At 59.4% G+C, this 22,508-nt stretch carries 22 protein-coding genes and 5 pseudogenes; 10 read left to right on the top strand and 17 right to left on the bottom strand.

What is annotated here, in order from left to right:
- Window positions 1-410: 410 nt before the first annotated feature.
- Both DFLDMN_RS31105 and DFLDMN_RS31110 read right to left on the bottom strand, forming a co-directional pair.
- Complete coding sequence (locus DFLDMN_RS31105) at window positions 411-560, bottom strand: hypothetical protein (protein WP_423200777.1); 150 nt, start codon at window positions 558-560, stop codon at window positions 411-413.
- Window positions 561-1,137: 577 nt separating this feature from the next.
- Window positions 1,138-1,428, bottom strand: a pseudogene (locus DFLDMN_RS31110) (hypothetical protein); the annotation flags it as partial.
- Between the two features lie 80 nt (window positions 1,429-1,508).
- On the opposite strand from DFLDMN_RS31110, the gene DFLDMN_RS31115 reads away from it, so the two are divergent.
- The 6 genes from DFLDMN_RS31115 to DFLDMN_RS31140 all read left to right on the top strand — a co-directional run bounded on the left by DFLDMN_RS31115 (window position 1,509) and on the right by DFLDMN_RS31140 (window position 6,317).
- A complete protein-coding gene (locus DFLDMN_RS31115; RefSeq protein ID WP_423200778.1) occupies window positions 1,509-2,297 on the top strand; it encodes a hypothetical protein in 789 nt (262 codons plus the stop codon).
- 348 nt (window positions 2,298-2,645) lie between these two features.
- Window positions 2,646-3,542 (top strand): hypothetical protein, encoded by an 897-nt coding sequence (locus DFLDMN_RS31120; protein WP_423200779.1) that lies wholly within the window; start codon window positions 2,646-2,648, stop codon window positions 3,540-3,542.
- 264 nt (window positions 3,543-3,806) lie between these two features.
- Complete coding sequence (locus tag DFLDMN_RS31125; RefSeq protein ID WP_423200780.1) at window positions 3,807-4,412, top strand: hypothetical protein; 606 nt, start codon at window positions 3,807-3,809, stop codon at window positions 4,410-4,412.
- The gene (istA, locus tag DFLDMN_RS31130; RefSeq protein ID WP_423200781.1) at window positions 4,309-5,313 is read left to right on the top strand and encodes an IS21 family transposase; all 1,005 of its coding nucleotides are present in this window, start codon (window positions 4,309-4,311) and stop codon (window positions 5,311-5,313) included. Before DFLDMN_RS31125 ends, istA (DFLDMN_RS31130) begins: the two co-directional genes overlap by 104 nt.
- Window positions 5,310-6,083, top strand: coding sequence for an AAA family ATPase (gene istB / locus DFLDMN_RS31135; protein WP_423200782.1), 774 nt, complete (start codon window positions 5,310-5,312; stop codon window positions 6,081-6,083). Before istA (DFLDMN_RS31130) ends, istB (DFLDMN_RS31135) begins: the two co-directional genes overlap by 4 nt.
- 39 nt (window positions 6,084-6,122) lie before the next feature.
- Window positions 6,123-6,317 (top strand): hypothetical protein, encoded by a 195-nt coding sequence (locus tag DFLDMN_RS31140; RefSeq protein ID WP_423200783.1) that lies wholly within the window; start codon window positions 6,123-6,125, stop codon window positions 6,315-6,317.
- A 48-nt stretch (window positions 6,318-6,365) separates the two neighbouring features.
- Here DFLDMN_RS31140 and DFLDMN_RS31145 read toward each other — a convergent pair whose 3' ends face one another.
- The 6 genes from DFLDMN_RS31145 to DFLDMN_RS31170 all read right to left on the bottom strand — a co-directional run bounded on the left by DFLDMN_RS31145 (window position 6,366) and on the right by DFLDMN_RS31170 (window position 9,857).
- Complete coding sequence (locus DFLDMN_RS31145) at window positions 6,366-6,608, bottom strand: hypothetical protein (RefSeq protein ID WP_423200784.1); 243 nt, start codon at window positions 6,606-6,608, stop codon at window positions 6,366-6,368.
- Between the two features lie 447 nt (window positions 6,609-7,055).
- Window positions 7,056-7,982 carry a hypothetical protein gene (locus DFLDMN_RS31150; protein WP_423200785.1) on the bottom strand — a complete coding sequence of 309 codons (927 nt, stop codon included), beginning with the start codon at window positions 7,980-7,982 and terminating at the stop codon, window positions 7,056-7,058.
- Between the two features lie 208 nt (window positions 7,983-8,190).
- The gene (locus tag DFLDMN_RS31155; protein WP_423200786.1) at window positions 8,191-8,391 is read right to left on the bottom strand and encodes a hypothetical protein; all 201 of its coding nucleotides are present in this window, start codon (window positions 8,389-8,391) and stop codon (window positions 8,191-8,193) included.
- Between the two features lie 57 nt (window positions 8,392-8,448).
- The gene (locus tag DFLDMN_RS31160; protein ID WP_423200787.1) at window positions 8,449-8,871 is read right to left on the bottom strand and encodes a hypothetical protein; all 423 of its coding nucleotides are present in this window, start codon (window positions 8,869-8,871) and stop codon (window positions 8,449-8,451) included.
- 399 nt (window positions 8,872-9,270) lie between these two features.
- A complete protein-coding gene (locus tag DFLDMN_RS31165; protein ID WP_423200788.1) occupies window positions 9,271-9,606 on the bottom strand; it encodes a type II toxin-antitoxin system HicB family antitoxin in 336 nt (111 codons plus the stop codon).
- On the bottom strand, window positions 9,603-9,857 hold the full coding sequence (locus tag DFLDMN_RS31170; protein WP_423200789.1) for a type II toxin-antitoxin system HicA family toxin: 255 nt from the start codon (window positions 9,855-9,857) through the stop codon (window positions 9,603-9,605). Before DFLDMN_RS31170 ends, DFLDMN_RS31165 begins: the two co-directional genes overlap by 4 nt.
- Before the next feature lie 819 nt (window positions 9,858-10,676).
- On the opposite strand from DFLDMN_RS31170, the pseudogene DFLDMN_RS31175 reads away from it, so the two are divergent.
- Window positions 10,677-11,248 (top strand): annotated as a pseudogene (locus tag DFLDMN_RS31175) (transposase); the annotation flags it as partial.
- Between the two features lie 48 nt (window positions 11,249-11,296).
- On the opposite strand, the gene DFLDMN_RS31180 reads toward DFLDMN_RS31175, so the two are convergent.
- Window positions 11,297-12,495, bottom strand: a protein-coding gene (locus tag DFLDMN_RS31180) for an IS3 family transposase (protein WP_423200804.1) whose coding sequence is annotated in 2 segments (ribosomal slippage) — window positions 11,297-12,180 and window positions 12,180-12,495 — 1,200 coding nt in all. Because the reading frame shifts where the segments join, the coding sequence is not laid out codon by codon here.
- A 663-nt stretch (window positions 12,496-13,158) separates the two neighbouring features.
- Between DFLDMN_RS31180 and DFLDMN_RS31185 the strand changes: the two genes are divergently transcribed.
- The gene (locus DFLDMN_RS31185; RefSeq protein WP_423200790.1) at window positions 13,159-13,416 is read left to right on the top strand and encodes a GTP cyclohydrolase; all 258 of its coding nucleotides are present in this window, start codon (window positions 13,159-13,161) and stop codon (window positions 13,414-13,416) included.
- 257 nt (window positions 13,417-13,673) lie between these two features.
- Here DFLDMN_RS31185 and DFLDMN_RS31190 read toward each other — a convergent pair.
- The 3 genes and pseudogenes from DFLDMN_RS31190 to istA (DFLDMN_RS31200) all read right to left on the bottom strand — a co-directional run.
- Window positions 13,674-13,850 (bottom strand): annotated as a pseudogene (locus tag DFLDMN_RS31190) (transposase domain-containing protein); the annotation flags it as partial.
- Between the two features lie 649 nt (window positions 13,851-14,499).
- Complete coding sequence (istB, locus tag DFLDMN_RS31195) at window positions 14,500-15,279, bottom strand: IS21-like element helper ATPase IstB (protein WP_423196338.1); 780 nt, start codon at window positions 15,277-15,279, stop codon at window positions 14,500-14,502.
- Window positions 15,276-16,289: an IS21 family transposase gene (gene istA / locus DFLDMN_RS31200; RefSeq protein ID WP_423198292.1), complete on the bottom strand. Its 1,014-nt coding sequence runs from the start codon at window positions 16,287-16,289 to the stop codon at window positions 15,276-15,278. The genes istB (DFLDMN_RS31195) and istA (DFLDMN_RS31200) overlap by 4 nt, the downstream gene beginning before the upstream one ends.
- Before the next feature lie 801 nt (window positions 16,290-17,090).
- Between istA (DFLDMN_RS31200) and istA (DFLDMN_RS31205) the strand changes: the two genes are divergently transcribed.
- Complete coding sequence (gene istA, locus DFLDMN_RS31205; protein WP_423200791.1) at window positions 17,091-18,221, top strand: IS21 family transposase; 1,131 nt, start codon at window positions 17,091-17,093, stop codon at window positions 18,219-18,221.
- A 777-nt stretch (window positions 18,222-18,998) separates the two neighbouring features.
- Here istA (DFLDMN_RS31205) and DFLDMN_RS31210 read toward each other — a convergent pair.
- The 3 genes and pseudogenes from DFLDMN_RS31210 to DFLDMN_RS31220 form a co-directional block, all read right to left on the bottom strand.
- A complete protein-coding gene (locus DFLDMN_RS31210; RefSeq protein WP_423194600.1) occupies window positions 18,999-19,268 on the bottom strand; it encodes a Txe/YoeB family addiction module toxin in 270 nt (89 codons plus the stop codon).
- Window positions 19,265-19,528: a type II toxin-antitoxin system Phd/YefM family antitoxin gene (locus DFLDMN_RS31215; protein WP_423194599.1), complete on the bottom strand. Its 264-nt coding sequence runs from the start codon at window positions 19,526-19,528 to the stop codon at window positions 19,265-19,267. The genes DFLDMN_RS31210 and DFLDMN_RS31215 overlap by 4 nt, the downstream gene beginning before the upstream one ends.
- A 245-nt stretch (window positions 19,529-19,773) precedes the next feature.
- Window positions 19,774-19,912, bottom strand: a pseudogene (locus tag DFLDMN_RS31220) (IS3 family transposase); the annotation flags it as partial.
- A 650-nt stretch (window positions 19,913-20,562) separates the two neighbouring features.
- Here DFLDMN_RS31220 and DFLDMN_RS31225 point away from each other — a divergent pair.
- Entirely contained in the window at window positions 20,563-20,793 is a 231-nt protein-coding gene (locus DFLDMN_RS31225; protein ID WP_423200792.1) for a hypothetical protein, read from the top strand.
- 218 nt (window positions 20,794-21,011) lie between these two features.
- Here the strand turns inward: DFLDMN_RS31225 and DFLDMN_RS31230 are convergent, their stop codons facing one another.
- Together DFLDMN_RS31230 and DFLDMN_RS31235 are read right to left on the bottom strand one after the other, a co-directional pair.
- Entirely contained in the window at window positions 21,012-21,743 is a 732-nt protein-coding gene (locus DFLDMN_RS31230; RefSeq protein WP_423200793.1) for a hypothetical protein, read from the bottom strand.
- 168 nt (window positions 21,744-21,911) lie between these two features.
- Window positions 21,912-22,446, bottom strand: a pseudogene (locus tag DFLDMN_RS31235) (DDE-type integrase/transposase/recombinase); the annotation flags it as partial.
- Window positions 22,447-22,508: the final 62 nt, after the last annotated feature.

Below are 22,508 nucleotides of genomic sequence, written 5' to 3' on the forward strand. Positions count from 1 at the left end.
CTGCAGTATCAGACCTCGATAATGCTCCACCCTTCGTATGTTAAGCGCATCCATGACAAGACCCCGGTAGAAAAATAATGTTTCAAGGGAGGGTCACCGTCACGTCGCAACGTCAATGGCCTCTCTCCCTGTCATCGTGCGCGCTGGAACTCAAGGCTGATGTCCGGTTCTGTCCTACGCCTTCTGTCCTACGCCACACGAGGGGCCGAATCGCAGGTGAATGCTGATCGGCAACCCGCCAAGCCAGCAGCCGGCACAGATGGGGCTTACCCTGCCTGGGGCACTGAGGCCGCGGGCAACGTCTGAATAGCGTCTAGGCGCTTGGCCAGTTTAAGGGGGTATCCGAGAGGATTGGATTTTCCCCCTGGATCTCGGTAAAGGCCCTTTTTGCGTCAGCATTCCTCCCCACCTCAACCTAATCCCTGAATAATGTCCACGGCAAACCGACCATAGTGGAAGGCCGCTTGCTCTGCAGCCTCGCGCGTGAAGTAGTCATCCGCTTGGTCGAAAGACTCGCAGAACATGCGATCGTCCTTATCCGCCGTGTAGCGAACGGCCATCACGTAGTCCCACTTTGGCCAGGGGAGTCGGAGAGGAATCGGCACAGTGGAAACTTCGAACGCGACGACGTGTATGTACATGCCGCGGTAGCTTTCGCATTTCCATCTTATTGATGAACGCATTGTGAATCCTCGTCGATCAATCTACGGCCGGCCGAAGGAACATCGGGATTGCAGGCAGCGGGCACACGGATCTCTCCACGAGGAGCCGTCATCTGCGACCTTCTAGTTTTGGATAACCAACGATGCCAGCGTGGTCACCATTACCAACAAGGACATCGAATAGCTTAGTGTGCTCAGCAGGCAGAGCGCTCTGCTTGGTGTTTTTCTTCGCCGTTGGCGCCGCTCGAAAAGCTGCGAGAGGACAAAAAAGAAGAAGCTGGAAAAGGTACACAGCAAACATGCGCTTTCCCCGCAGATGGGTGGGTGCCAACAGTCAATAGGGTTGGCCTGTATTGACGAAATCGCCTGCTAAGGGGAAGTGGATGGCATTGGGACAGAAACGCCCCATAGAAGCGAGCTTTTGCTCCAGGTGTCGTGGGCTCGAAGAGCCTGCCCGGTCCGTTATACGGAGCTTCTATACCGCCGTCAACCTAATGCTGTCAACGATGTTTGAAAGCTGACGCGCGACGACTGCCACGAGCGCGACCGCGGCGATCAGCAGCCCCGTCGATAGCGGGCGTGTCACAAACACGCTGAAGTCGCCGCGCGACAGTAGCAGGGTGCGTCGGAAATTCTCCTCCATCATGGGCCTACGCACGAAGCCGAGCAGCAGCTGCGCCGGTTCGCAGCGCAGTCTCAGGAACAGGTAACCGATCAGTCTGCATGCAGCAGCCACAAAAACGTCGAAGACCGTGTTGTTGACCGCTTCTTCGTGACGTCAACCTCAGCGTCATGACCGATTGCGCTCCCCACAAGTTACCCCTCAACCGCCCGAAGCGCACCCCCGTGTCCGAGGAGGACTGGCGTACCTCGCGGATCCAGTACGAGGGCGACCCGTCTGCCAGCTTTGCCGCCATCGCGAAATTGCTTGGTGTCTCAAAGCAAATGGTGCACAAGAAGGCCACGCAGGAGGGGTGGCAGAAGTCCATCGAGGCGCGGGAGATGGGAAAGACCGCAGCTGAGCAGGTTTCGACAGAAACGGCCGGGGAGCCTGCACCGAGCCCCGAACGCGCGGCCGAAGTTGACACCGCTCGCGTGAGGGCCCTGCAGGATCGCCTCAAGGAGCCGCCAAATCAGCCCACGGTGCCCATGGTTCCGAGCGGTGCAGGGGATGCCGACGCGCGTCTCTCAGTCGTTCAGGAAGCCCTTGAGCAGCGCAAAAAGATTCTGAAGACCCACCGGTCGGAGACTAATGCGCTTCGCTCGATCGCCTATGTGGCCATGAGGAGCAACGACATCGAGGGGGCAAAGGTCTTCGAGACGCTCTCCCGTGGCTTCGATAAGGTTCAGAACCTTGAGCGGCGCAGCTATGCGCTCGACGAGCCCGTGCGAGGGCAGCCGGTGCCTACCGCCATCACGGTGAACCGCAGCCGCCCTAAGGCCCTCACGCTCGATGACAAGGATGGAAAATGGAAGTGGCCCTCACCCCAGCATCTCTGGGCCAGTACGCGGCGTTCCTGGCGGAGCACGCCGGCGCCGGCATCAGCTTGGCGACGCTCCAGGTCACTGCGGATTGCCTGGCACGCCTGGACAAGCTGGATGCCGCTGCACGCCTGGCAGCGGAAACGGAAGTGAGGCGACGCACCGGTGCGTTGCACCTCGAACTGCTGCCCGACTGAGGGGGGCGGCCGGTGGGGTAGGGCAGGGCGGTGGGCCGACATTCCGGCAATTACGGTTTTGTAATGCCCGGAATGTATGCCGCGCGAGCGTCCCCATCCTCCTGTACGCTTCCGGTCGATAGCGGAGGCCCCTCACATACCGTGTACTTTTCCCTGCATAGAGCCGTTAAATACATGGCCGCTCCGTGGGGTATGGAATAGTACATCCCCTACGGGCCAACACCCCCCGCCGACGGCATTCCCCCCGGTTGGTTAATACGGTAGCCTCGCGCGCTAGGAAACATTCAGCGGGGTCAGATAAACTATGGAAATGAGCAACCACGAGCGATTCAACATCGTCTACGACGGTCCGGCGCTAGCAGAGCACCGGATGGACGTCCGCGACCTCGCTCCGGCGCTTGTTGCCTTCGCGGACCTTTTCACCGCGGCCAACAAGGAAATAAACGGCGAAGCTGCCGAGGTTCGCGTGCAGGTCAACGCTACCTTCCGGGCGGGTTCCTTCGGCATCGACCTCGTCGCCACCCAGCACCTGCTGGCGCAAATTCGGGATATGTTCGCAGGCAGCACCGCCACGGCGTTGGCCAACGCGGGCGGAATTCTGGGGCTGCTAGGCATGGTCGGCGGGGGCCTTTTTGGCCTTCTGCGTGCCCTCAAGGGCCACGCTCCGGTCCGCATTGAGCAGAAGGGCGAGTTCGCGACGGTTTGGATCACGCAAACGGAGTCAATCGAGGTGGACGCCCGGGTCTTGAAGTTGTATCGCAGCACCACCGTGCGCGGCAGCCTAGAGAAGGTCCTCTCGCCCCTTGAGCGCGACGGCATCACCGATTTCGGCGTGGTCATGAATGACGAAGTGCTGCTTAAGGTGTTTGACTTCGAGATTGATTTGTACCGGGCTAGGCCAACCACCGACGCGGTGATCGTCTCGGACACGACGTCGCGCAAGATGCTGCTTATCGAGTCGCTCACCTTCAAAGATGGCAACAAGTGGCGCGTCCATGATGGTGTTGCGACGTTCCACGCGTCGATCGAAGACGAGGAGTTCGTCAAGAAAATCGACGCCGGCGAGCGTTTCGGGAAGGGCGACGTGCTGGTGGTTGATCTCAGGCAAGTGCAGAGCGTCAGCGATGGCAAATTGGTGACCGATTCGATCATCGTCAAGGTGTTGGAACACCGGCTCCCGCTCCAGCAGAACCTCCTGTGAGGAGCGGCCTTTGCTGCTGCACCACGGCGCCTACGGGCGCCGTTTTCATTGGTGCAGCCCACCACGGTGGCGTACACGCGGCGAGCGTTATCAGCGTGCCAGACGCGGCGCTGTAACCTGGACTGGAAGCAGATGGCGACGCGACCAGCCTGATAGTGCGCGGTTTAGTGGTCAGCTTGGAATCGTGCGTTACTCAGCGCGCACGGCCGGTGAGGGGAGGCGTAGTCGTATGATATGAGCCAACGACAACCCTGATCTGCCGCCATGCGCATAGTCCTGAGCCCCGAACTCACGGAGGAAGAAACCTTCTTCATCGGCAAGATCATGGCCCAATGGGGGGCGATCGAGTACGAGATCTTTGCCCAAACGCTTGGGACATTTGAAGGGCATACACTCGACCAGTTGCCTAAGGAAGTGAACAACCTCCAGTTCTCAGGGATGCTTAGGCTTTGGAGAGAACGGGTCGCCGAAAAGGCGGGCGGTGAACGAGGTGCTGTCCTATTGAGGCAGGCAGATGCGCTCGTCGCGCTGCAGGACTACCGCAACGCTCTGATCCATGGCATGTGGGAGTGGGGGACGAACGGTACGCCGCACGATCTGAGCGTCATCCGGATAGCAAAACACCAGATCAAAAAGACGTCGTTTCCTGCTGGTGTTGCGCGCAGAGTAAAACTGAGCCACCTCGCGCAAGGTAAATCTGAACCACTTTTCCGTACAGTCTGCCTTTTCCGCGCGAAGGCCGACGATGCTTTTGAAGGAACAGTGGATGCAGATCCATGTGCTCAAGGCCCAAGGGCTGTCGCTGCGCGAGATCGCGCGACGGCTGGGCGTCTCTCGCAATACCGTAACTCGCTACTTGGCTGCAGATGACGTCCCCCGCTACAAGCAACGCGACGCTCGGCCCACCAAGCTTGACCCGTTTCACGACTACATTCGGGAGCGCATGCAAGCGGCCGCTCCGGAGTGGATTGCAGCACCCGCGCTGCTGCGCGAGTTAAGGGCGCGAGGGTATCAAGGGCAGTTACGTAGTCTGCAGGCTTTTATGCACGCGCATAAGCCTATACACGCGTCCGATCCGATCGTGCGGTTCGAGACGGCGCCGGGCCAGCAGATGCAATGCGACTTCGTCGTCTTCCGCCGTGGTTCGGACCCCCTTTACGCTTTCACCGCGACGCTGGGATTCAGCCGCTGGCGCTGGGCCAGGTTCACCACGAACGAGCGGGCAGAGACGCTTATGACCTGTCACCACGCACTGTTCGAGACCCTAGGTGGCGTTCCGCGGGAGATTCTGTACGACAACGCCAAGACCATTGTCGATTCGCGTGATGCATATGCAGAGGGACAGCACCGCTGGCATCCCGGACTTCTCGATCTTGCCAAGCGTTATGGATTCATCCCACGCCTTTGTCGTCCATATCGCGCCCAGACCAAAGGCAAGGTCGAACGCTTTCATCGGTACCTGCGCGGCAACTTCTACGTGCCGTTGACCAGTTGGCTAAAGCAGTCGGGCCTGATACTGGATGTCGATACGGCTAACGCCGAAGTCGGCAAGTGGTTGCGCGACGTGGCGAACCAGCGTGTGCATCCGGTGACTGGCCACGCGCCAGCGGAGTTGTTCACTCAACAAGAACGGCCGTTCTTGCGTGAGCTACCAGCGTTCGCCCAGCCCCCTCAGATCATGAATGTCACATCGGTCGGTCCACTGCTGGACAGTACGCTGCAACACCCCCTCTCGGTTTATCAGCAACTTCTGACCGAGGTACGAGCATGAACCTGCAACAGGAGCGAATCGATGCCCACTGTCAGGCGCTTAAGCTCGAAGGCTTGATGCAGGCCTATCGCGCAATGGCCGGTGACGCGGTGAACAAGGACTGGAGCTTCATGGACTATCTGGAGCACGTACTGGAACATGAGCGTGATACCCGACAGGTTCGCTCACGCCAAACGCTGGTTCGCATGGCCGGGTTCCCAACCGTCAAGACGCTGGACGAGTACGACTACGGCTTTGCTGTGGGAGCGCCTCGGAAGTTGATCGACGAACTGGCGACGCTACGGTTCATCGAGCGCTGCCAGAACGCGGTGTTGCTCGGTCCCTCCGGAGTGGGCAAGACTCATCTGGCAATTGCGATCGGATACGCGGCCACACAGGCCGGGATCAAGACCAAGTTCATCACCGCCGCCGACCTAATGCTGCAGCTCGAGGCCGCCAGACGTCAGGAGCGTTACGACGCCGTCCTGCGCCACAACATCCTCGGCCCTCGCCTGCTAATCGTTGACGAGATCGGCTACTTACCTCTGTCAGGCGACCAAGCCAGCCACTTCTTCCAGATCGTGGCCAAGCGATATGAACGCGGCTCCATGATCCTTACCAGCAATCTTCCGTTCACCCAATGGGATCAGACCTTTGGCGGGAACACCACGCTGACTGCGGCAATGTTGGACCGAATACTGCATCACGCGCACATCGTCCAAATCAAAGGAGATAGTTATCGGCTGAAACAGCAACGCAAGGCCGGCCACGTGCCAGCAACGAAGAACTGAACAACTGGTTCACATTTACTTTGCGCGCGGGCGCGCGAAGTGGCTCAGATTTCGGATGCGCTTGACACTGGGTCGCTCCGGGACTTCTGCGAGCGCGTTGAGGACATCAATTTCGGGATCCGCTTCCCGGGCGGCGATGACGAATACTTCCAACATCTTGGCAAGATCGGGCACCACATGTCGCGCAGCTTTGTGCAGGCGATCTACGGCGATCCCGCGGAAGGCAAAAACTAGGAATGCCGGCGCCGGGTGCCGAAGCTAGGCATCGCGCGTTCCCTACGCTCACGGGGATTTTGGTGGACGCTGGGCATCCTCATCCTGGTGTCTCACATTGAAATGGACCCTCGGCGTCCAGTCCATGACGAACATGTGCGAATCCGCCAATACGGAGCTGAGGTCGCGCATCACCACCCGCTTGGCATCGATCAGCAAGAGTTCACTTGCGCGATCGCCGTCTAGCCGCTGACGCTCAAAGCGCGCCATATCCGCCTCGCTCATCGCGCCGATGCGCCTGTCGATCGCCATCCTCAACCATGCGACTTCGTTCGTCTTGACGTCGTCCCCGATCGCAATTAAGAACGTCGAGGGAATTCCGTCCGTGCCGTGCTGCCGTTGTCTTAGAAGGGCTGCTGCGGCGTTGATTGTGGCTCATCCGGGCAACCTGCTTGGCAACCTGTTGCATCCACGCCCGTACAAAAACTCCCTTCGAAATTCGTACATTGCGGACCACCGCGTACCCGATCTAATCTCGCCCCGGCGCGCGCGAGGAAACAAGTTAAAGACCGATCCCATGACTCTGCAAGAGCAACAGCTCGAGGACGGCGGCACGCAGTGGGATAACATCAGATTCACGCTATACACCTTGCCGAATGGCAACTCTCAAACGTACCAGATCGGGGATTCGGAGTTCTAGGGTGGCGCTAACGGGGCGCCCGTGGGCGGGGACCGGACCGAATCATTCCTTTGCCGTCGTTAGCCAAGAATCTTGGTAATCGCATCAATGGCTCCGGGGAGCGCCGGCGCGGCATTGCCGAGCGCACCGCCGACGGCTGACTCGAGTATGGTGCGAACGCTCCGAAACGACTCACGCAATATTGAGTCTTTCGGCCGTGGTGCTTTCGCTTGGGCTTCAACGGTAGCCAGATCAGCCACGACTTCCGCTTTGAGGTCGGGAGACAGCGCCGCCGTGGCAATCGCCTCACGAATTTGAGCAATCACGGCGGCAATTGCAGCGCTGTCCATGCTCGACTTCTGATAGTTCTGGCTGGAGTGCTGGGTACCTTGCTGCAACTGTGAGTCGTGCATGGAGCCGATCACGGTTTGATGCTGTATGTGCTGGTAGGTATTGCCGGAAGCGGCCGACAGCGCTTTGCCCTTCTCTTCGGCAGAAAAGCTCAGGCCGTGTCCGAGTACGCCCTCGGACTCAAGCTTCAACGCCCATTCTAAGATGGTATTCCGAACGGCATCAGCTATGCGAACCAGATCCGTCCTTTGGCAGAAAAACGCTGGCTGGAGCGGCACCTCCATCGATGCCATCAATTGCTGCTGCACCTCGTTAGAGAATGGCATGCACAACGTTCCGTCTCCGCCTATGAGGTTCTCGATCTCTGTTATGGACTGGTTGGTGTTCCGGCAGGTCAGAAAATCGAGCCTCTTCGGAACGTATAGGGGTATCCACCCATGATATGGATTGCGGGCCTTCAATTCGCCACGAATCCATCGATACTCGGGCAGCGATTCATCGTCGGCCTTATATCCGTTGAGTTCTGAATCTATCCAGTCGCTCATATCGGTCAGCCCTAGCTTCCGCGAAACGACGAGTGCCTTGCGTAGAAGGGCCGACACGGGAACCGCGGCATCCATTGCATCTTTCTGGAGTTCCAACACCAGCCCTGACATTTCATCCCCTCATCCATTGAGCGAATCAGCGTCGCCCGGTGCCGTAGTAGCCGAGGACGTCAACGCTTTGGTCCATCAAAGAAGTTATTTGGACGGTTTACCGTCGAGTGCCAAGAATATAGCAGTGCTGTAAGGGCATATGCCGAAGAAACTTGGGGCAGTCTGCAAGCCGTCCGTACCGGGTCGTAAATGGCGAATTCCAGCGTCTCTAGAGCCAGAACTTGCCGATCAGCATTCCAGCCACGAAAGCCCCCAATGCGGGGTGCAATAGAGTTGCGATTGGACGGCTGTAGTACCGCAGATCATCCTCGATCTGCATGCGCGTGACCTCGCCGAGCCGGGTCATCATCTCGCTGATTTCCCGCGTTGCAGCGTCGGCTCCGATAGCGGCTTCGGCGTTGGAGTTCAATACGAATCCTATTGGCGCCCGAGACTGTATCGGCCGCAAGGTATCGCAGATCGAGCCTCATTGCAGCCCGAATCGTGCGGCAAAACCATGGACGGGGACGGCAACTTTCCCCTTCGGAACGCGCTGCCGTGCCGGCTTCGATTTCTCTCCCGGCGCTTTCCCGAGCAGCGCGTTTATCTCCGCTTCGTCGACCAGCCTGTCCCCATACTCCGCGAGGCACAACGTCCAACCTGGCCAGCAGCGCTCGACATAGCCCACCATCTCTTTCGCGCCCGTTGTAAGGCCAATGGATATTACTTTTAGAGCGTTGACCTTGCTGACCAGCAATGTGGTGACCTTCAGGACGAGCGCCCATTTTTTGGGCGTGGCCCCCTTGGCGTTGACGCCACGAACGACCTCGCGCTCCCGGTTGTAGCAGGAGACGCAGATCGTGTGCGCTCGCACGAGCCGCAACCGGCCGATCAGTCGCTCCGCTGTCATTCCCGTCTGCCCACATCGGATGCACATCCTCGGCACCACGGGCGGGGGAGGGGGCGCCGACTTCGCCCCTACCGCGTCCTCTCCGGCGTGCTCGCGCCCGATAGCGCAGCCGGCACAGGAATCGTAGCGGCGCGAGCGGTAGTTATCTGCGCACGCTGACACCGGCAGGGTGCCACGCAAGGAAGTCTGGCCACACATCAGATCTCCATTCGTCCGCCGGCAGCTCGACGCCGAAGATGTCACGCAGAACTTGGCGCTGTACCGGAGCGTAGTTCACACACATAGTCGGCCTAATCGCAATCCTTACATGCTACTGCACAGCCCCATTTGGCCGCCGTCATGCTTGAGGGCAAAAAAAACCGCGCTCGATGGCGCGGTCGTATCGTCGGCTACGGCGGTTTAGGCGAACGCGGCCTGGTCGATCACCTTGGATGCCCACTGATTCAGGCTAACGCCTTCAGATGCGGCCTTGATAGCAGCCGCCTCGTGCGATTCCTTGGACGTGCGAAGCACGAACTGTCCCGAGTAGGCCTTGGTCGGCTCGATGCCGCGACGCGCACACTCTTCCAGAAAAACCTTCAGCGAAATCTCGCCTTCATGCTTCAGGCTCTCGACGTCCGCCGCATAAAAGTCGGCGCCCCCGTTCAGATTGATGAACTCGCCCCGCATCATCTGGATCTCAGGGTCGAACATGATCAGAGCCTTGTACTTACCAAATTCCATAACATTGATCATGGCTTTACTCCATTGTCTTCAAACCACTTGCGCAACGATGCAACGGCGCCCTTGTCCATATCTGGGTTAGGGTGCGGCCTGTGCATCACTTTTACTTGATCAAACAAGAAAATCGCAACACGCGATCCTTCTCGTTCTTCGACCTCCGCTCCTAGCTCTTGCATCAAAGCCACTGCGTCGGGCCACTTAACTCCTGCCGGGGTCGGCCGCGAAAAGATAAGATCTAGCGTCTTTCTGTGCTTGGCTTTCATGGCCTCAATGATACTAAAAAATAGTATCAACATCAATGGAAAGTTGGGTCTAGGCTAGGGCCTCCGAATGCTGTATGTATATACAGTATTCGGGGGCCGATATGGGGTCGGGAACCGGCTTCCAGGCCCAGGGGCCGAGGGAGCCCGAGTACGTCATTGCAGACATGTGGATGTGTCGGCGCTGCACGCATCTGCGCGTCAGCATCAAGCGCGAGTACCCATATCACCGCCTCCGCCTCGACTGCGCTCTTGGCTACGCCTGGATGCCGGTCCGGTGGTGTGACGATTTTGCGGGGGAGCCGGGGGTGGACTAAGCGCGGCCGGTGAGATGTGCGGCCAGTTTGCACGCGGTATGGCGGCAGCAGGGACGGAGACCGTGGATTGTCCTTCAACGGGTTGCGATGGCATGGGCAGGCGCCACTTCTCTGCTGCGTACAGGGCAAATCATCGCGGCAGACAATGGTTCTTCGTTCATTCAAATGTGAACAAAACAGCACCTCCGACGGTTTGGCATCTGGCTGCTTGGGGGCTTACGTCAGAAGGGGAACTGGTCGGCCTGATTGGTGCATTCGGCGTCGACCAAGGAAGAGATGGGGGGCCGCCCAAGCTTGTCAACGTTCCGCCAGTGGAGGGGGTGTATCTGCATCGCGACCAATTAAGCGAGGTCGAAAAGACACATGACAGAAGCAATAGCATGCGCCTACCGGCACTCGCAACTTATGGTTTGGAGCGGCCCCACGTATCTGAGGACACAAGGACTCTCTTAAAATAAGGGATAGTCTTGTGCCTATCAGTAAGCCTAGTCATTACGTGGAACCCATCGAAATTCTGACCGAACCGGAGCGCCGTCGTCGGCGCACGGCGCAGGAAAAAGTCGCTATCGTGCAGGAGACGCTGGCCCCTGGCGCCTCGGTGTCTGCCGTGGCCCGGCGGCATGGCGTGAATCCGAACCAGGTGTTCGGCTGGCGCAAGCAATACCAGGAAGGCAGTCTGGCAGCGGTGCAAGCTGGCGAAACTGTAGTCCCGGCATCGGAGCTGGCCGCCGCGATCAAGGAAATCAAGGAACTGCAGCGCCTGCTTGGGAAGAAGACGATGGAAGTCGAGATCCTGAAGGAGGCTGTTGAGTGGGGCCGCTCAAAAAACCTGATTGCGCGCTCGCCCTTGCTGCCGGGGGACGACCATTGAAAACGGTCTGCGAAGTTCTCGGTGTAGCGCGCTCCGGTGTGGCGGTGAAACGGGTTCGTCCGTCCGATTGGCAAGATGGTCGCAGCGCTAGAGTGACTGACGACACGGAACTGGTCGAAGAAATCCAGGTCCACGTCGCGCACCTGCCAACCTACGGCTACCGGCGCATCTGGGCGCTGCTGCGCCGCACTCGCGAGCTGGTCGGCGCACCGCGCACTGGAGTTGCCCCTGTACCTCAGGACACGCAGACACCGCTAGGTTGATGACACTGCAGTCCGTCTGAACTCACGCGGTGAGCGGTATTTCAGGGCTTTGTGCGGGTGGCGCGCATTGTAGTGTTCAAACGCAATGGCCAGGCGAGAGAGTGCCGTTGGCACGTCGGCCTTGTCCATATAGGCGACGTAGTTGTGCTTCATGGTCTTCACGAACGATTCGGCCATGCCATTGCTCTGCGGTGAACGTACCGGCGTAGTCAGCGGCTCCAGGCCCAGTTCGCGAGCGAAGCTGCGCGTGCGGTGGTCGATGTAGGCCGAGCCGTTGTCCGTAAGCCATTCGATGGGCTGCGGGGCATGCGTGGTGCCGAAGCGCTGTTCGACGGCAGCCAGCATGACGTCGCGCACCACGTCCCCGCTATGGCCGCCAGTCGTTGCCGCCCAGCTAATCGCTTCTCGGTCGCAGCAATCCAGTGCGAAGGTCACGCGCAGCGGCGTGCCGTCGTCGCACCGGAACTCGAATCCGTCGGAGCACCAGCGGCTATTGCTCGTGTCCACGGCTACGCGGCCGTCGTGCCGCCGAGTGTCTCGGCGCACGCCGGGACGGCGCAGCAACAAATGATGCTCGCGCATGACCCGATACACGCGCTTGTGGTTGGTGCGCGGTGCGCCGACCAGCTCGCGAGTGCGGCGCAGCAGCGCCCAGATGCGCCGGTAGCCGTAGCTTGGCAGGTGCGCGACGTGGGCCTGGATTTCTTCGACCAGTTCCGTGTCGTCAGTCACTCTAGCGCTGCGACCATCTTGCCAATCGGACGGACGAACCCGTTTCACCGCCACACCGGAGCGCGCTACGCCGAGAACTTCGCAGACCGTTTTCAATGGTCGTCCCCCGGCAGCAAGGGCGAGCGCGCAATCAGGTTTTTTGAGCGGCCCCACTCAACAGCCTCCTTCAGGATCTCGACTTCCATCGTCTTCTTCCCAAGCAGGCGCTGCAGTTCCTTGATTTCCTTGATCGCGGCGGCCAGCTCCGATGCCGGGACTACAGTTTCGCCAGCTTGCACCGCTGCCAGACTGCCTTCCTGGTATTGCTTGCGCCAGCCGAACACCTGGTTCGGATTCACGCCATGCCGCCGGGCCACGGCAGACACCGAGGCGCCAGGGGCCAGCGTCTCCTGCACGATAGCGACTTTTTCCTGCGCCGTGCGCCGACGACGGCGCTCCGGCTCGGTCAGAATTTCGATGGGTTCCACGTAATGACTAGGCTTACTGATAGGCACAAGACTATCCCTTATTTTAAGAGAGTCCTTGTGTCCTCAGATACGTGGGGCCGCTCCATCGGCAGTCCAGCATCGGCGTATGTGGAAGGGGCCGATAGATGAAGTTCGTGGCATGGTAAGGCATCTTAATTCCCTCTGTATTGGTGAGACGGTACAGGGGCAAGACTGCAGGATTGCCCACTTACCATTGGAATCGGGTGACCCTTCACGCTGTAGGCAGCGTCGAGGATCGCCAGTGGATCGCGGCGGGACAGTCAAAAGATCGCCCTACAAGGATTGCAATTGGTCTGCGGACAGCATGGGGCGGGAAGCGGGCCAGACCTACGTTGCTAAACAGGGCGAAGGAGCAGAGTCACATGTGACCGAATACCCATGTGAACAGCGAAGAGTCACCGTCATCGCGATCTCAAAGGGTAAGCCAGGAAACGAGCGCCGGGCGTTCCATGTCGAACCTGGCCTTGCGACGCCGTACTCGCATTCTAGGCGGCAGTTGCCTTGCGTCCTAGTCCACTTACAAGATAGGTGATCATGCCATCGGCATATCATGAACGAATCTTCTTCGCCCTCGGGAATAGATCGGACACTGCAGGGTTATTAGCGTATGCTCGGTGACGAAAGGAGACCAACATGTCTCAGAACAACACGATCTATAAAGGCTTCAAGGTATCTGCAAGCGTACGTCGCGCATCGAGTGCCGACCAGGTTCAGCCACGCTTTCTTGCCACCGTGACCATCACGCAGGTCAGTACAGGAATGGGTTCCCAGAGACGATTGCCGCCTCTGCTCCAGTATTTCGCCAACGCACCGCATGTTGCGATCACGCTAGCCCTTGCGTCCGCAAGGGAGGCGATCGATGGCATGTCTACCTTCGTTAAGCTGAGGTAGCCTCTCAGCCATCCCCTGCTCCGATCAAGATAAAGCGAGGGAACATGGTGTCGAGTCACGTAAGGAAAGCGCTCTTGTTTCGGCGACATATAACGGCATGGACAAGATGCCGGGGGCTGTAACTGGGGTCTACCATGGAAACCGGCAACAGCGCCGTATGGCCGGAAACGATCTTTCCTTTCGCCAACTGGCTGCGCGAGCTGTACAACTTGCAGGAAGAGGGAGATTCACGGTAAGCAGCCTTTAAACCACGCCCCTCAGCGCAACTCTGTCATAGCCCGCGGCAAGAGCGCGGCGTAGTCGTCCGCGGTGGTCACCAGTGGCAAGTTTCAGAAAAACCAATCGAGATACTGGTACGGATCGACACGGTTGGCCTTCTCGACTAGCGAATAGAGATGGGCGCTCGCGTTAGCACCTGCGACGGTGGTCGCGAACTGTCATCCTTTGGGCCCGAGGACCAACGGAGGGGTACGTCGGTTAGCCTGGGGCGACATCGCGAGCGGCGGACTGAGTGCGCCACCATCGTGGTGCTCGAACGCGCGATCCGGGCAACGTACCTGCTGCCGCTTGGACTGAGCAACTACGTCTAAGCAGGGGCGACGAGTATGTTCGTCTGTTCTTCACTGTTGGCAAAATCATCAAGGCGGTGCCATGGCTCACGCTGGCGCGCCCTGCCGGACCAGTGTGTTGCTGATGGGCAATAGTATGCGCGCTGTGCCAACAGACGTCGGGCTCGCGGGGCGCCTGCGTGACAGACTCAATCAGCGGCAGCTTTTCGAGCATGCTACGGCTTGCTCGTACTCACAGCGACAAGGATCACGTGGGATGGCGTTACGGGCTACGCGAACTGAAAGCTCCCACACATAGCCTAGACGGAACGTTAGCGCCGCTCAACACATAGAAAAATCAGACAGGCGCCGACAGTCGCCAGCCCCCACAGATGGTACTTCTTGATAGCTTTTCTGACGGCGACCGTACACCATGTGTCAACGCCGATCTAAATCTGACCCACTTTGGCTGAGATCGCCGAAGTAAATCTGACCCACCCAGGCCACTGGCCGCACCATAGTGCGACCCCGTTTATTAAGTCAGCGGGGCTCTCCTGGTCGTTTGACCCGCCTTGCGCTTGTCCTTGAGACGGAAGCTCTCGCCCATGATCTGAACGATGTGCGCATGATGCAGCAGGCGATCAAGCATGGCAGCGGTCAGGGTCTGATCGTCGGCGAACGCACCTGACCATTGCGTGAATGGCAGATTGCTCGTCAGGACCATCGATCCGCGCTCGTAGCGCTTTGCCACTACGTTGAAGAACAGATTGGCCTCATCACGCCCGAATGGCAGGTAACCGATCTCGTCGATCACCAACAGCTTTGGCCCCAGCACCGCTCGGTTGAAGTACTCTCGTAGCCGGCCCTGAGCCTTGGCTGCTGCCAACTGCATCATCAGATCGGCCGCGGAGATGAACCGTGCCTTGTGTCCCGCCATCACCGCGCGCTGACACAGGGCCAGTGCAATGTGTGTCTTGCCCACGCCACTGGGGCCTAAGAGCACGACGTTCTCCGCACGCTCGACAAACGTCAGATGGCCCAACTCCATAATTTGGGCTTTGGGTGCTCCCGCGGCCTGCGTCCAGTCGAACTGCTCCAGCGTCTTGATGGCGGGCATCGTTGCCAGCCGACTCAGCGTGGTGCGCTTGCGCTCCTCGCGTGCCTGCACTTCGCCGGTGAGCACGGCTTCAAGGAAGTCGGCGAAACTCTTCTCCTGCCGCGCTGCATCCTGCGCCAGCGCTGCCCAGTCACTGGCGAGACGTGCCAACTTGAGCTGGTCGCACAGCGCGACGATACGGTCATGTTGCAAGCTCATCGGGCCAACTCCAGCAATGCGTCGTACACCGCCAACGGGTGCTGCAAGCTCTCCACCGGCACGGCCACGCGCTGACGTTCTGGCGGAACGGCCTTGAGAGCTGGCGCCGCAAGCATGACCGCTCGTTCCTGCTCCAGCATCACGGCGGGCACCGCCTTGGTGGTGGCGTGGATGCGGGCGTTCGCGACTTCGTCGAGCCAGCGGCGGACGTGCACATTGGCCAGGTTCGCATCCAGACGAAGTCCGCTGGCTTCCACCGTTGCCGCCAGTGGTACCACGAAGCTGCCCTTGAGGTAAGCGTTGAAGCGCTCCACCTTGCCCTTGGTCTTGGCGCGATAAGGCCGACACAGCCTCGGCGTGAAGCCGCAGGCTTCGGCCAACTCTAGCAAGTCGCTGTTCCATCGGTGCAGGCCTTCGCCGTATGCATCGCGCTCAATGACCACTGCCTTGGTGTTGTCGAACAACACGTGCTCGGGCACGCCACCGAAGTAGTCGAAGGCTTCGCGCAAGCCTGTGCAGAGCGTGCCAGCATCCTCGCCGGACGCGGCGACGAACTTTACGAAGCTCGCTCGGCTGTAGCCCATCGTGGCAACGAACGCCAGCAGAGCGTCACGGCCACGGCGGACATAGGTGAAGTCGGCCTGCATCTGCTTGCCTGGCGCCGTCTCGAACCGGACCAAGGGTTCGGGCTCGCTCGTCTTGAATGGCGCTACCCATGCCTTGAGCTGGCTGATTCCGCCGGTATATCCGCGCTCGCGAATCTCACGCAGCAGCACGGTTGCCGGAATCCATCGGGGGCGAGCCTGCTCGATCCGCTCCTGCAGGTACCCCTTGTACTCGTCGAGCTTACAGGCACGGGGCTCACGTGGTCCATATCGTTGTGCCCCGTCGTCTCGAAGGTACCGGCGTACCGTGTTGCGAGAGCACTCCAATTGCTTGGCGATCGCTCTGACGCTCTCGCCCCTTCGGGCCAATACTCGTATCTCCACTGCTTGCTCCTGAGTCAGCATTGGCAGCCCTGAAAAAGCTGCCATCCTCGCTCAGGTGGGTCAGTTTTACTTCGGCGCTAGGGGGTCAGTTTTACATCGGCGCTAACAACCATGGACAAGGGACAATGAAAAGTGGGTGCGTTGAGGCTCGTCGCTGGTTTGTATCATGCGGCTTGCTGAGTTTCTTGTTGTGCCACGTGGGGCCCGCATATGGGGCGCCGCAGTCCCTTGATTCGATGTTGCTTGGAACAGTTTATGGAACGCCAGTTCGGCCGAGGGGTGATAGCGCGGACTTGAAGGGAGGTCGCGACTTACGATTGCGCATAGAGCAGGCGTGTGCTCGACTTAATCGCACGGCGCCTCACAAGATCGACGAGGTAACCTATCTGATGAGTTGTAGTCTGCAGGAAGGCAACGAAGTCTCCTTCGATCTGGCGATCAAAGGATATGACGCCAAGTCGCCTGGCGTCGGAAGCTTTATGGAGTCCGCCAAGCCGATCTTAGAAAAATCGATTTGTCGAAACCCTGATGTGTTCACCCTCGGCATCGAGGGCATATCGCTGCGCTACACGTATCGCATGCGCGCTATACCCGTACTGAGTCTTACAGTAGTACCTGGACAGTGCGCTGCAACGCCTCACGCGCGTTAGTCCGACATTCCGGTGTGAGAACGGAAGCCGTTGCGGGCCTTTCAATCAAGGAGGTCCGGTGGACAGAGTACATGCATGGCCTGCGCGTACGTGTGGGTGGCGGACGTAAATTGCATGGTATTGGCGGACGAATTTTGCACGGTCGTGCAAGGTGGTGGCTTCACGAGAGAGTGTGGAGCTGGCCATGTACGGGAGGGAACAACGCGTGCTATTGCGTCACTACCTGGAGCAAGGCCTGCCCAAGGCTGAGATCGCCCGGCAACTGGGCGTGAGCCTTCGCACGCTTTACTACTGGATTGATTCAGGCCAACTAGACCGAGGCCGGGACCAAGCGCCGGTGCGCTACGGTCCTCGGCCGGTGGTGCCGCGCAAGCTCGATCGGTTCAGCGGCATCATCACAGCGAGGCTGGCGGAGTATCCAAGGCTGAGTGCTACGCGCTTGTTCGAGGAGATCCGCGCGGCCGGGTATGAGGGCGGCTATACGCAGGTTAAGGAGTTCGTACGCAAGGCTCGCCCGGGCGCAGTGCCGGAGCCGGTCGTGCGCTTCGAGACTCCCGCGGGCCGCCAGGCTCAGGTCGACTTCGCCGAGTTTCGTTTGCCGTGGGGCAAGCGATACGCCTTGCTCGTAGTGTTGAGCTACTCGAGACGTCTTTGGCTGCAGTTCTATTCACGTCAGAGCATGGGGGTTCTGATGCGTGGCTTGGAGCAAGCATTCGCCTTTTTTGGCGGTGTGCCCGTCGAGTTGTTATTCGATCAGATGAAGGCCGTGGTGGTCGAAGACCAACGCCCCAAGGGCGGACGACAGGCCCGGATGCGGAAACCCCAGTGTGCGGCGAAGCGCGCGAACTCCGCGTTCTCGAGTACCTTCGAGAGACCCGATCAGATCGATCAGCGTGCCGTAGTACACGCGACGACCGCGCTGCGCGGCGGCGATGGCAAGGCTGATCGCGAGATGGCTGTGCTTTCTCACCCGGCGGTTCTGGTTGTCGACGAGATCGGCTACTTGCCTATCACTCACTCGGGTGCCGTGCTCTTCTTCCAGCTCATGAATCGGCGTTACGAGCGAGCATCGACGGTACTGACGTCAAACAAGGGATTTGAGGAATGGGGCTCTGTGTTCGGCGACGAAGTCATGGCAGCGGCTCTCATCGATCGAGTCCTCCATCACTGCCATCTGGTGAACATCCGCGGCAACAGTTATCGCATGCGTGAACATGCCGAGCATCTTCGCGCTTTGCGCGACGACCTGTTAGATCCACCAGATTCAAATCGGCGCTCCCGGCGAACGAGAGCTATCACGTGACAGACCCCGACCATGCAATTTTCGACCGCCGCATCCATGCAACATTCGATTGGCGTTGACACGTACGATCAATCACATCGCGATCACGGCGTCCGATCTCGACATATCGCGCGACCGGTATTGCTGAACGTTCGTTCGGGCGCACGCTGATCCGGCAATCTGAGATAGCGTGCGGCTTGGTTGCAAGCAAGGGACACGGGTCCTCAGGCAGGGGCGACAGTCCGGGACCATTTCTCGCGTGGAGGACTACGGCGAGGAAACGCTGCGCCGTTATCTGCTCAGCTGCTTTCGTTGGTGGTGCCGCTCAAGCTGCACAAGGCGCACGTGACCCGTACTTCGACGGTGCCCGCTTGGTGGCCGGCAACGTGAACCGCCCGCGTAACTCGTTCTACGACGGCGCCCGCCAAGTCGACGTCTACACCGACGGCGCCCTGGTCTAACCGATAGTTGCTCCGGCCCTCCGTCGCGGCCCCTCTCACCGTAGACGAAGGGTGCGAGAAGAAACCGGCGGCTCACGAGCCGCCGGTTTCCCGTCTGCGCGTCATGTGTGAAAAGCACGCATCGCGCATGCGATGTCACGCCAACAACAGACGCCCGATCCGATTCCTGAGGCGTGCCGGAGTCGGATTCTTATGCGCATACAAAATGCGAGGACCCGTATATGTACCTGCTACCGAGCGGGCGTGGGCGGCGGCTTCGCCCGATGCGTTCGACGCGATGGAACAATTTTGAGCGAACGAATCCAGCTCGTTGGATTTTGGCGGAATGGACCGGGGCTTATTTATCGCCGTAGTGGAATCGGCAACTGACTATGCGGAGCACTTCGTCATCGGCCACATAAACGAGCCGATTGACATCGTCGATGCGCCTAGACCAGAAGCCCGAAAGGTTACCCTTCAATCCTTCGGGCTTGCCGATCCCTTCAAAAGGATCGCGCTGCGCGTCCTGAATGAGAATGTTGATGCGCCTGAGGGTCTTTCTATCTTGGTTTTGCCAGTAGAGGTACGTTTCCCAGGCATTCGCCGTAAACAGTACGCTCCGTGTCATGCCTTGCCCGGATCGATCAGCTGCCGCTCGACCGCTTCACCCCGACGCAACTGCTCTATGGACTCCATTAGATGCTTCGCGTTGGCCGGGCTACTCAGCAGGTGCATGGTTTCCATCCAGCCATCGTATTGTTCCTGCGACATGATGACAGCGTTGGGCGCGTCGCGGCGGGTGATCAACACACCGTCGTGATCAGCAATGGCTTGGTCGATGACCGCCTTCAGGTTGTTGCGGGCATCGGAGTAGTGAACTGTACGCATGGTTATCCGTTGGAGTTGTCCAATTACTTGGCCAAGTATAGCAGAAAGGTGCCAGATGTCTTGTGAAACCTCGCCCGTTTCGACGGCGCTGATGCCAGCAGAACGGAGGCGGTGAGCCACGGAGCCGACGGGGATTCCGGGGGAGATATCCCGGCCCCGGCCCATCGCAAGCTGGTGGAGCATGCCCCCGTAACGCGCCGCACCGTGCTCCATGGTGACGAATGCGCACGGCATACCGCTGAGAGTGGCGAAGCGCTGCTCCACGGCGGACAGCATCACGTCGCGCACCACGTTGCCGCTATGCCCGCCGGTCGTTGCTGCCCAGCTAATCGCTTCCCGCTCGCAGCAGTCCTACGAAAACGTCGCACGAGTGGGGCGTGGGTTCCCTCACGGTGCCGTCGCCACCGACGCCACCGATCCAGTTGCTACGATGTCACACGGCGTCATGCGATCTGCGCCATGCGATGCGCACTCCCCAGCCGCATTGGCCTGGCAAAGCGGGCAGAGCGAACCGATCGTATGCGCATCCCGTGACGACGAGGCCGGCCGGCGATGGCGCAGTGGCGTGGCGATTCCGCGACTCGACGCGCGTATGCCAGAGAGGTCGCACGGTTTGCGGCATGGCTGCGCGTCGCGCAAGGCGCGCCAGGATAGACTGATGCGGCCGCAGCCGTTAAGCCCGCGGTTATTTGCAGCGCTATGCGCGCATTGGAACGATCGCAATGACAGCCCGTGCTATGCAATTGGTTATCCGCGCGGCATTTGTGTTCCGAAGAAACCGGGACGAGGGGACACGGCCAACCATTCCGCGCGCTGCAGCAGCTCGATGTCGCCCACGCCGACAACCGCGCCTTCCTGCGCAGCGCCTTCGACGCGATCGACCGCTTCACCGGCCGCACCTTCGGCGCCTCCGTCTACCGGCGGCTGCTGGCTGCCGCCGGCGTGGCCCGGTCGCCCAGCGGCCAGACCGTGGTCGCCGTGATCCCGAGCGCAAGGCCGCGCCGACAGCGGCCGCCGAGGCCGAGCGCGGCGCCTTGCTCGACGGCGGCCTGCGGGCATTCCTGCACAAGGAAATCCGGGTGGCGCTAGATGAGACCGGCGCGACAGCCCTCCCGGTGGTAGCCATGGCGGCAACTGCGCCGCCGCCAACGGCGGGCGGAGATACGGCGGGGCAGGGCGCCGCGTCCGGAACCCTGGCGGCGCTGTTGACCCAGCGCGTCACCACGCTCCTCTTTGTTCAGTCATCGTGGTGCTGGGTCAAGTAAGATCTCGAACTCTTCGCACTGCCACGACGTGTCCCTTGATATGAGCACGCCTTCCGCCGCCGATAAACTGGTGAGTCTAGTCCGCGAACTTTGCAAGTTGCCGGCCGAAACGGAATGGTTGGAGTTCAAGCAGAACCTGCTAATCATAAGAGCCTGCGCATTCCACCGTGACGCTTGCGCGCGCAACGCCGTGGACTCACCACCCTGCTTCACACGCATTACTGAGCTGAAGTTTTGGATTTTGCGCGCGCGTGAGCGACGGCATCTTTGATGTTGGTCTCAATTGCAATCTTTGATTGGGCACTCGCAATAACAAGATCCCTTTTGTCCAGGGACCATAGCGATGCACCCGCGCCATCGTGAAGTAATACCTGGCCTTTTGCCGCAGTAAGAAGAAATCCACGAGCTATGACTTTTGACGATTCTAAAAGCTCGAAGCACCTGTAAGCTTGAATTTGATCACACCCCGCCTGAAGAATAGCACGTTCCCTTGCAATCTCGCGCTTTGCAGCCGTTTCTCCGATTATGGCGGGTATAATAAGCGTAAATGCGAGGATTGCCATACCGGCAAATAATGTCATTGGCATGCTAAGTGCCGCGAAGGCCATGAACAGCGTGTCCTTTTGCCAAGGCTTTAACGTTTTTTTCTGTGGCGACTCCTTCATCCGGCGTAGCCGGTCGGCCGCTACAAAACAAGCGGCGGGAAAGAAGCCGATCGAGGCTAGACCTATGAGCACGTACCAGTTGTGACTGATGACATTTAGCGCGGCGACAAAAGAATCCATTGTCGAAATCACACCAAGGTATACGAAGTCTGGTTTGTCCAGTCGGAGCAATTTCCAGTCGATCCCTCGTTGTCCCATGTACACATCTTGGCGCGTGACACCAATGTAGTACGCAAGAATCGTAAGAATAACGATTAAAATAGAGATCGCGGGGATAAGCCACACCGCCGGTTGTCCTTTACTCCCTAACGGCACAGCTTGTGAGCGAGCACGACGAGGGATGCTGCATTCACAGAATATGGGACTCGGCTTCATTCGCATTTGAGGTTGCTGTGATGTATCAAAGGGTTGCGGGGTATTCCCCCCATTTCTAGTGGTCGCTGGAACTAGAGGCTAGGCCGTGATGGCCGATCGTTGTTTCGGGGTGATGCCTCCGAGCGCCATGTTCGGGCGCTCATGATTGTAAGACCACAGCCATTTGGCGGCGTAGTCCTGGACGTCCGCTACGGTATCGAACAGGTTCGCCAGCCAGTCATACCTGACGGTCCGGTTGTACCGCTCGATATAGGCATTCTGCTGCGGCTCGCCTGGCTGGATGAACTGCTGCTCGATGCCTCGCTTGCCGGCCCAGCCCTTTAGCGCTTCGCTGACGTACTCCGGGCCATTGTCGCATCGGATCGCCTGCGGTTTGCCCCTCCGCTCGATGACCTGATCCAGGGAGCGGATCACCCGCGGCGACGGCAGCGAGAAATCCACGTCGATACACAACCCCTCACGGTTGAAGTCGTCGATGACGTTGAACAGACGAATGCTGCGGCCGTCGGCGAGTTGGTTCATGCACAAAGTCCATGGACCAGCTCTCATTCAACGCACGCGGCACCGCCAGCGGTTCCGCCTGCTCGCGCACAAGTCGTTTGCGAGGCTGCAGAGGCTTTATCCATCAACCTTCCTCACAGTCAGCTGACATTGGTACGTCTGACCAGCCTCAAA

Origin of the sequence: Cupriavidus sp. H19C3, assembly GCF_049393815.1 — a bacterium.
Lineage (GTDB): Bacteria > Pseudomonadota > Gammaproteobacteria > Burkholderiales > Burkholderiaceae > Cupriavidus.

What these genes read in the sequence shown, in the direction of transcription:
- DFLDMN_RS31105 (WP_423200777.1), bottom strand. Translation starts at nt 560, where the DNA reads ATGGCCGTTCGCTACACGGCGGATAAGGACGATCGCATGTTCTGCGAG.
- DFLDMN_RS31215 (WP_423194599.1), bottom strand. Translation starts at nt 19,528, where the DNA reads ATGCGTACAGTTCACTACTCCGATGCCCGCAACAACCTGAAGGCGGTC.
- istB (WP_423200782.1), top strand. Translation starts at nt 5,310, where the DNA reads ATGAACCTGCAACAGGAGCGAATCGATGCCCACTGTCAGGCGCTTAAG.
- DFLDMN_RS31125 (WP_423200780.1), top strand. Translation starts at nt 3,807, where the DNA reads ATGCGCATAGTCCTGAGCCCCGAACTCACGGAGGAAGAAACCTTCTTC.
- DFLDMN_RS31170 (WP_423200789.1), bottom strand. Translation starts at nt 9,857, where the DNA reads ATGAAAGCCAAGCACAGAAAGACGCTAGATCTTATCTTTTCGCGGCCG.
- DFLDMN_RS31185 (WP_423200790.1), top strand. Translation starts at nt 13,159, where the DNA reads ATGTCTCAGAACAACACGATCTATAAAGGCTTCAAGGTATCTGCAAGC.
- DFLDMN_RS31165 (WP_423200788.1), bottom strand. Translation starts at nt 9,606, where the DNA reads ATGATCAATGTTATGGAATTTGGTAAGTACAAGGCTCTGATCATGTTC.
- istA (WP_423200781.1), top strand. Translation starts at nt 4,309, where the DNA reads ATGCAGATCCATGTGCTCAAGGCCCAAGGGCTGTCGCTGCGCGAGATC.
- DFLDMN_RS31120 (WP_423200779.1), top strand. Translation starts at nt 2,646, where the DNA reads ATGGAAATGAGCAACCACGAGCGATTCAACATCGTCTACGACGGTCCG.
- istB (WP_423196338.1), bottom strand. Translation starts at nt 15,279, where the DNA reads ATGAGCTTGCAACATGACCGTATCGTCGCGCTGTGCGACCAGCTCAAG.
- DFLDMN_RS31160 (WP_423200787.1), bottom strand. Translation starts at nt 8,871, where the DNA reads ATGACAGCGGAGCGACTGATCGGCCGGTTGCGGCTCGTGCGAGCGCAC.
- DFLDMN_RS31145 (WP_423200784.1), bottom strand. Translation starts at nt 6,608, where the DNA reads ATGGCGATCGACAGGCGCATCGGCGCGATGAGCGAGGCGGATATGGCG.
- DFLDMN_RS31150 (WP_423200785.1), bottom strand. Translation starts at nt 7,982, where the DNA reads ATGTCAGGGCTGGTGTTGGAACTCCAGAAAGATGCAATGGATGCCGCG.
- DFLDMN_RS31210 (WP_423194600.1), bottom strand. Translation starts at nt 19,268, where the DNA reads ATGACACGGAGCGTACTGTTTACGGCGAATGCCTGGGAAACGTACCTC.
- istA (WP_423198292.1), bottom strand. Translation starts at nt 16,289, where the DNA reads ATGCTGACTCAGGAGCAAGCAGTGGAGATACGAGTATTGGCCCGAAGG.